We start from the raw sequence: 6,897 nt of genomic DNA, 5'->3' as shown, positions 1-6,897 counted from the left end.
CGCGCCGCCGAGGACTCCGGCGGTCGCCAGGCCCGCGCCGAGCAGACCCGCGCGGCGCAGCATGGAGCGGCGCGACCGCTGGTCGGGCGTCAGGGCCTCGTCGGGCACGGAGGTGTCGAAGGCGGCCGGAAGGCTCGTACCGCCTTCGTGAGCGTGGTCGTGGTCGTGGTGGTGGTGCCCGTGTCCATGCCCGTGGCTGTGCCCCATGTCGGCCTCCCATGTCGAGCGCCGCCGGTGCGGACGCGCGGTATGGAGACTCGATGCGAAACATGAACTTTGGTCAACGCCACGGTGATCGCAGGGCGACGCCGACACGGCAGGTCGCCTCGTCTCCCACTGTTCCCCCAACTGCCCTTGTCCGTCACACTGGTTGACCTTGAACCTGAACAACATTCAGGTTCCGGCATTTCTGGTTCCTCCGCTCGTCCCTCTGATCGTCCCCGCTGTTTCCTCCGACTGGAGACACCCCCACCATGAGAAGACTCATCGGCTCCCTGATGGCCGGCGCGCTGGCCCTCGCCGGGCTCACCGCCGTCGCCTCGACCCCCGCCACGGCGGCCGCTCCTTCGTCCGGCACCTTCAACGTCCTCACGTACAACGTCGCGGGCCTCCCTGAGCTGCTGAGCTCCGGGAACCCGGAGGTGAACACCCCGCTGCTCGCCCCACGCCTCGGGGCGTACGACATAGTCAACGTGCAGGAGGACTTCAACTACCACGCGGCGCTGTACGCGGGCGACAACCACCCGTACCGCACGGCGACCAGCGGCGGTGTGCCCTTCGGCGACGGGCTCAACACCCTCTCGGACTACACGTTCGACGACTTCGAGCGGGTGCGGTGGAACGACTGCACCGGCACCAACTGCCTTACCCCCAAAGGCTTTTCGCTCGCGCGGGTGCGGCTGGCCGAGGGCGTCTTCGTCGACCTCTACAACGTGCACACGAACGCGGACGACACGGACGAGGCCCTCGCCGCCCGCCGCGCGAATGTCGCGCAGCTCTCGGCCTTCATCACCGCGAACTCCTCGGGCAACGCGGTGATCGTCATGGGCGACACCAACACCCGCTACACGCGCGCGGGCGACAACATCCGCCTGCTGTCGACCGCGAACGGTCTCACGGACGCGTGGGTCCAGCTGGCGCGCGGCGGCAACGCCCCGGCCCAGGGCAGCGACGCGATCGTCTGCCCCACCACCGCGCCCACGAACGACTGCGAGGTCGTGGACAAGGTCCTCTACCGGGGCAGCGACCTCGTGAACCTCTCCGCGAGCCGCTACAGCAACGAGTGGGCGAAGTTCCTGGACTCGGCGGGCGGCAACCTCTCCGACCACTTCCCGCACGCCGTCGACTTCTCGTGGACGCTGCCCGCCAACCTCCGGGCGAGCGACACGTTCGGCGGCCCGCACGGCACGGCCTTCAACGACGCGGACGACCTCCCGGCCACGCCCTCGCCCCGCACGCTGACGCTGCGCGGTGGCTCCCGCCTGGACGCGGTGTCGCTCACGCTCGACGGCGGTACGTCCCTGACGCACGGCGGCACGGGCGGTACCGCCGCCTCGCTCACCCTCGCCGCCGGTGAGCACCTCACCTCGGTCAAGGTCACCCGGGGCCAGAAGGACGGCCGGACCCGGGTCTTCTCGGCGGCCTTCACCACCGACAAGTCCCGTACGGTGACGGCCGGTTCGGCCACCTCCGACGCGGTGACCTACACGGCTCCGGCCGGCTGGCAGATCGTCGGCTTCACGGGCCGCTCGGGCGACGAGATCGACAAGCTGGGCGTGGTGTACGCGCCGATCGGCTGATCCCGTCGGCGACGACGCGACCGACGAACCTCCGCCCGGACAGGTGTTGGACTGCCTGTCCGGGCGGCTGTGTGCGCGGGCTGTTCCAGCCCTCTGCGTCATGGCTGCCGCTCCTTCAGCAATTGGTCAGCCCGTCCCGATGGCGAAGGGGCCGCCGTCGCCGAAGACGAGCCGTGCGAAGTTCTCGCCGATGCGGCGGTGTCCCGCGGGGTCGGGGTGGACCTCGTCGGGCAGCGGGAACTCGGCGTAGTCCTTCTCGCCGTAGAGGTCACGGCCGTCCAGGTAGTGCAGGTTCGGGTCGTCGGCCGCCCGCTGTTCGACGACCCGGGCGAGTTCGTCGCGGATGACGTTGAGCGTCAGACGCCCGGCGGCGCGTTCGGCGGGATCGCCCGTGGCCTTGAAGCGCAGGGTCCCGCCGTCGAAGTCGGGCGCGAGGGGGCCCGGGGTGTCCTCCTGGACCGGGCACAGGACGGGGGACACGACCAGCAGCGGTGTGGTCGGATGCCCCTCGCGGATGGTGTCCAGGAACCCGTGGACCGCGGGGGTGAAGGCGCGCAGACGCATCGCGTCGGCGTTGACGACGTTGATGCCGATCTTGAGGCTGATCAGGTCCGCGGGGGTGTCCCGCATCGCACGCGCGGTGAACGGGTCGAGCAGCGCACTGCCGCCGAACCCCAGGTTGACCAGCTCCACCCCGCCCCGGCTCGCGGCCAGGGCCGGCCAAATGGCGGTCGGGTGGGCGGCGTTGGAGCCATGGCTGATGGAACTGCCGTGGTGCAGCCACACCTTGCGGCCGTCGTCCGGCACTGGCTCGATGGGGGCATCGGTGCGCAGGGCGATCAGCTCGGTGATCTCCGTGTGCGGAAGCCAGATCTCGATGTCCTTGTCGCCCGCGGGCAGTTCGGCGAACCGGGCGGTGCCGGCGGGCCCCTCGGTCAGCTCGGCGGACTGCGTGACCATGTCGACGATCGTGCGTACGTTGCCGCCGGCCACCGTGGCCTGCGCGGCGAGACGGCCGTCGACCAACAGGTCGTACACACCGTCCGCCGGGGCCGGGAAACCCTGGTAGACCCGCTTGGTGGGCAGTGTGTCCAGTTCGACGGTGGTGGCCCGGGTGCGGAAGACCAACCGCACGCCGGAGGGCTGGGCCTCGGCCACGGCCAGCCGGTCGTCGGGGATCTGCCGACGGGCCCGGGCGGGCAGGCGATGGGGCAGCAGCCCGTGTGCGGTCGGTTCCAGATCGAGGAAGCCGCGCAGCATGTCCGCGGTGACGGGTGTGGTGATCCAGCCGTGTTCGGTGTTCATCGCCTCAGCCTCGGGTCGTGGTCCAGGTGCGCAGCAGGGTGTCGAGGGCGTCCAGGGTCCAGGCCCAGGATTCCTGCGAGGGGAGAGCGGTGTGGCTGAAGCATCCGGCCATCTCCAGGCTCACGTAGCCGTGGAAGACGCTGCCCAGCATCCGGACCGCGTGCGTCTGGTCCGGCTCCGTCAGGTCGTAGCCGCGCAGGATCGCCCGCGTCATCTGCGAGTGCCTCACCCCGGCACTGGCGGCCGCCGTCTCGGGGTCGAGCCTGAGCCGGGCGGCGTCGTAGCGACCGGGGTGCTCCCGGGCGTAGTCGCGGTAGGCGTCCGCGAAGGCGGCCAGGGCGTCCTTGCCGGCCCGCCCGGCCACGGCGGCGGCGACCCGGTCGGCGAGCTCCTCCAGCGCGAGCAGGGCGATCCGGGTCTTGAGGTCGTGCGAGTTCCTCACGTGCGAGTACAGACTCGCGACCTTGACGTCGAACCGCCGGGCGAGCGCCGAGACGGTCACCTGGTCGAAGCCGACCTCGTCGGCCAGCTCCGCCCCCGCCCGGGTCAGACGCTCCGTGGTCAGCCCCACTCGAACCATAACCGTCCTCCCTATTGCCGACAATCATTATGCATTCGCCTAACACCTTTAGGCAAATTAGCCTGCCTCTCATGAAACCACTGACCGAGCAAGAGATCCGTACGGCGTTCGTGAACTGCACCAAGGGCGAGTCGAAGCGCCTGTCCGTCCCCCGCGACCTGGCCGAACGGCCCTGGGACGAGCTGGACTTCCTCGGCTGGCGCGACCCCCAGGCCCCCGACCGCGCCTACCTCGCCACCGAGCTGGACGGCCGCCCGGTGGCGCTGGCACTACGCAGCACCGGCGCCGCTTCCTGGCAGACGCGGCGCAGCATGTGCTCGATATGCCTGACCACCCACACCGGGGGCGTCTCGCTGATGGTCGCCGCGAAGGCGGGCAAGGCGGGGCAGCAGGGCAACTCCGTGGGCGCCTACATGTGCAGCGACCTCGCCTGCCCGCTGTACGTACGGGGCAGGAAGGACGCGGGCGTCGGCGCACGGCTCCCCGAGTCGCTCACCCTGGAGGAGAAGATCCAGCGGACCGTCGCGAACCTCGGCGCGTTCATCGCCAAGGTCACCACGTGAGGCAACCGGCCGGGCAAGGTCGTCAGTGTCTAGCGGTCCGCCACGGAGCGGCCGGTGGACTGCGCGGCCCATGAGGCGAGGATCCGCAGACGGTCGCGGCTGGGGGAGCCGGGCTCGGCGGTCAGGGTGATGAGCTGCTGGTCGGGATCGGCGGTGCAGGCGAGGAAGGCCCAGTCGAGGGTGAGCTCTCCCACGACCGGATGGTGCAGGACCTTCGTGCCCGTGCCCTGGACCGCGACGCGATGGGCGCCCCACCACCGCCGGAAGTCGGGATCCTGAAGCGACAGCTCGCCCACGAGCTCGACCAGCCGTGGATCCTTCGGGTCACGGGCGGCTTCCATACGCAACTGGGCCAGGCTCACCGAGTTCTTCGGCAAGCACCTGGCCGGCTGACCGCCCGCGATCCGAGACCGGGATCCAAGGCCGGGATCCGCCGCCTCGCTTGCTACCATCTCCAGGTTTTTGGCTAGAACCCTTAGGAGATGGTTGATGATGGCCCGTGCCGGGATCACGGCCGACCGGCTCGTCGAGGCCGCCGCCGATCTCGCGGACGAGGTCGGCTTCGACAGCGTCACACTGTCCGCGCTGGCGCGGCGGTTCGGTGTGAAGGACGCGAGCCTGTACTCGCACGTCAGGAGCCTGCACGACCTGCGCACCCGGGTCGCGCTCCTTGCGGGCGGCGAGATGATCGACCGGATCTCCACGGCGGTGGCCGGACGGGCCGGCAAGGACGCCCTGGCCGCCTTCGCCGACGCCTACCGTGCGTACGCGCTGGAGCGGCCGGGCCGGTACGCGGCCACCCAGATCCGTATCGACCAGTCCCTCGTCGCCGCCTCCCCCGCCTTCGCCCGGACCGCCCAGGTCACGTACGGGATGCTCCGCGCGTACGGCCTCGACGAACCCGATCTCACCGATGCCGTCCGCCTGTTGAGGAGCACCTTCCACGGCTACTGCGCCCTGGAGGCCTCCGGCGGCTTCGGCGCCCCCCGTGACGTACAGACGTCCTGGAACCGGACGATCGACGCGCTCCATGTGCTGCTGGAGAACTGGCCGAAGGCGAGCACCCCGTAGCGGCGCGGGGCTGCGCCATCTTTGGGCGCCGCCGAGTGGGCACGACTGGCCACGACGAACTCGCGCCTTTCACCCATGAGTTGCCCTTGAGTTGCCCTACCCCAGGTGCCCCCCTGACCACTTAGACTGGAAACTTCGCCGGTTTCAGGTGCCGCCCTGGGGGAGGGAGCGCGCAGTGTCCCAACAGCAGCTCCGACGCAACCCGTCCAGGCCGGATCCCGATCCGCACCTGCCCCATGGCCCGCGCCCCGCGCGAATCGTGCGCTGGCTGGGCGGGTTCGGCTGCGCGGCCGCCGGTTACGCGGTGTTCCAGTCCCTCGTCGGGGTGCTGCCGGACAGCATCGACGGAGATTCCGCGCGGTACGCGATCGCCGCGGTGAGCGGGCTCGCGACGGCCGTCGCGGCCTGGCTGTCGGCGGCACTGCTCCGGTCCCGGTACGCGGACTCGGACAACACCCCCGTATTGCCAGGGCCGTTGACGGGCACTGCCTCCGCCCTGTCGGGGCCCGGACCGCTCCCCGCGCTCTTCTCCGCCGCGTACGACACCCTCGCCGAACAGGTCTGTGTGGTCGACGACCCGGTCCACGGGCGGCTCACCGGGTGGTCGCACTCCCTCGGCGAGAGCGGTCCCGGTCGGCCGACCTCGGTGGGCACCGCGTACGGCCTGCACATCATGCTCGACCTCGGGATGCCCGAAGGCCGGATCGGCGCGGGCGACCTGGTGGACACGCTGTGGCGGCTGCGGCTTCCCGACGGCGGCTGGTCGGCGCGCTCGCAGGGCTCCGAGGCCCGCCCGGAGGTGACCGCCCTGGTGCTGGGGGCACTGGCCAGGGCAGGTGCTTCGCGGGAGCGGCTGGCGGCCGAGGTGGCGGTCTGCGAGACGGGCTTCACCCATGAACTCGACCGTACGGGCCGGGAGTTGACGCATGTCGTGACGACCGTGCTGCGCGGTCTGCTGCGCGCCGCGCCCGGTTCGGACGCGTTGCCGCTGCTGCGGGACGCGCTCGTCGAGGGCGCGGTCACCGATCCGCGTCGCGAGCACCGGCGTTGCTGGGGCTACCGGCTCGCGCCGTTCCACGGACCGCCGTCGCCGCTGCACACCGCACAGGCCGTGGTCGCCCTGGACCGTACGGCCCGGGTGCTGGGCGGCGAGAGCGCCAACGGCCGCGCGGCCCGTGAGGACGGCGTGCGCTGGCTGCTGGCCTGCCCGGACGCCCCGCACGACGCCTGCCTCGATCTGGCCAACCTCCGCGAGGATGTGCGCAGGCCCCGCACCGACGACCCGTCCCGCCACGAGGTCCTGAACGTACGGCACTTCACCGCTTCCTGGGTCGTCCGCGCCCTGCTCACCCCCGGCGCCCGGGACATCGCCCGCGAGGACGGCCTGGAGGAGGAGTGGCGGGAACGCCTGAACGGCGCGGTGAGCGCGGTGTGGGCGGGACAGACGGACGGCATATGGACCTGGGTCCGCGACGACACCAGCGAGCTGCGCCGCCCCATGTGGATGACCTATCAGGGTCTTTCGGCGCTGCGGGCGCATGCCGTATGGGTATACCAACCGAATGGCTGAGACAGGAGA

Annotated in this window: 6 protein-coding genes and 2 pseudogenes; 4 read left to right on the top strand and 4 right to left on the bottom strand. The window is 71.0% G+C overall.

What is annotated here, in order from left to right; all coding sequences use genetic code 11:
• Window positions 1-207, bottom strand: a pseudogene (locus O3Q52_RS14290) (histidinol-phosphatase); the annotation flags it as partial.
• Between the two features lie 266 nt (window positions 208-473).
• Here O3Q52_RS14290 and O3Q52_RS14285 point away from each other — a divergent pair.
• Complete coding sequence (locus O3Q52_RS14285; RefSeq protein WP_269649152.1) at window positions 474-1,799, top strand: jacalin-like lectin; 1,326 nt, start codon at window positions 474-476, stop codon at window positions 1,797-1,799.
• Between the two features lie 126 nt (window positions 1,800-1,925).
• On the opposite strand, the gene O3Q52_RS14280 is transcribed toward O3Q52_RS14285, so the two are convergent.
• The gene (locus O3Q52_RS14280; RefSeq protein WP_269649151.1) at window positions 1,926-3,104 is read right to left on the bottom strand and encodes a GDSL-type esterase/lipase family protein; all 1,179 of its coding nucleotides are present in this window, start codon (window positions 3,102-3,104) and stop codon (window positions 1,926-1,928) included.
• 4 nt (window positions 3,105-3,108) lie between these two features.
• On the bottom strand, window positions 3,109-3,684 hold the full coding sequence (locus tag O3Q52_RS14275) for a TetR/AcrR family transcriptional regulator (protein ID WP_269649150.1): 576 nt from the start codon (window positions 3,682-3,684) through the stop codon (window positions 3,109-3,111).
• A 71-nt stretch (window positions 3,685-3,755) separates the two neighbouring features.
• Here O3Q52_RS14275 and O3Q52_RS14270 point away from each other — a divergent pair, with 71 nt between their 5' ends.
• Complete coding sequence (locus O3Q52_RS14270) at window positions 3,756-4,247, top strand: FBP domain-containing protein (protein WP_269649149.1); 492 nt, start codon at window positions 3,756-3,758, stop codon at window positions 4,245-4,247.
• A 29-nt stretch (window positions 4,248-4,276) separates the two neighbouring features.
• Here O3Q52_RS14270 and O3Q52_RS14265 read toward each other — a convergent pair.
• Window positions 4,277-4,603: pseudogene (locus tag O3Q52_RS14265) on the bottom strand (transcriptional regulator); the annotation flags it as partial.
• Window positions 4,604-4,739: 136 nt separating this feature from the next.
• Between O3Q52_RS14265 and O3Q52_RS14260 the strand changes: the two are divergent.
• Both O3Q52_RS14260 and O3Q52_RS14255 read left to right on the top strand, forming a co-directional pair.
• Window positions 4,740-5,318 (top strand): TetR/AcrR family transcriptional regulator, encoded by a 579-nt coding sequence (locus tag O3Q52_RS14260; RefSeq protein ID WP_269649154.1) that lies wholly within the window; start codon window positions 4,740-4,742, stop codon window positions 5,316-5,318.
• A gap of 175 nt (window positions 5,319-5,493) precedes the next feature.
• A complete protein-coding gene (locus tag O3Q52_RS14255; protein WP_269649148.1) occupies window positions 5,494-6,888 on the top strand; it encodes a hypothetical protein in 1,395 nt (464 codons plus the stop codon).
• Window positions 6,889-6,897 lie beyond the last annotated feature (9 nt).

It is taken from the genome of Streptomyces sp. ActVer (assembly GCF_027270795.1).
Classification (GTDB): domain Bacteria; phylum Actinomycetota; class Actinomycetes; order Streptomycetales; family Streptomycetaceae; genus Streptomyces; species Streptomyces umbrinus_A.
This window is presented reverse-complemented; position numbering and strand designations above follow the sequence as displayed.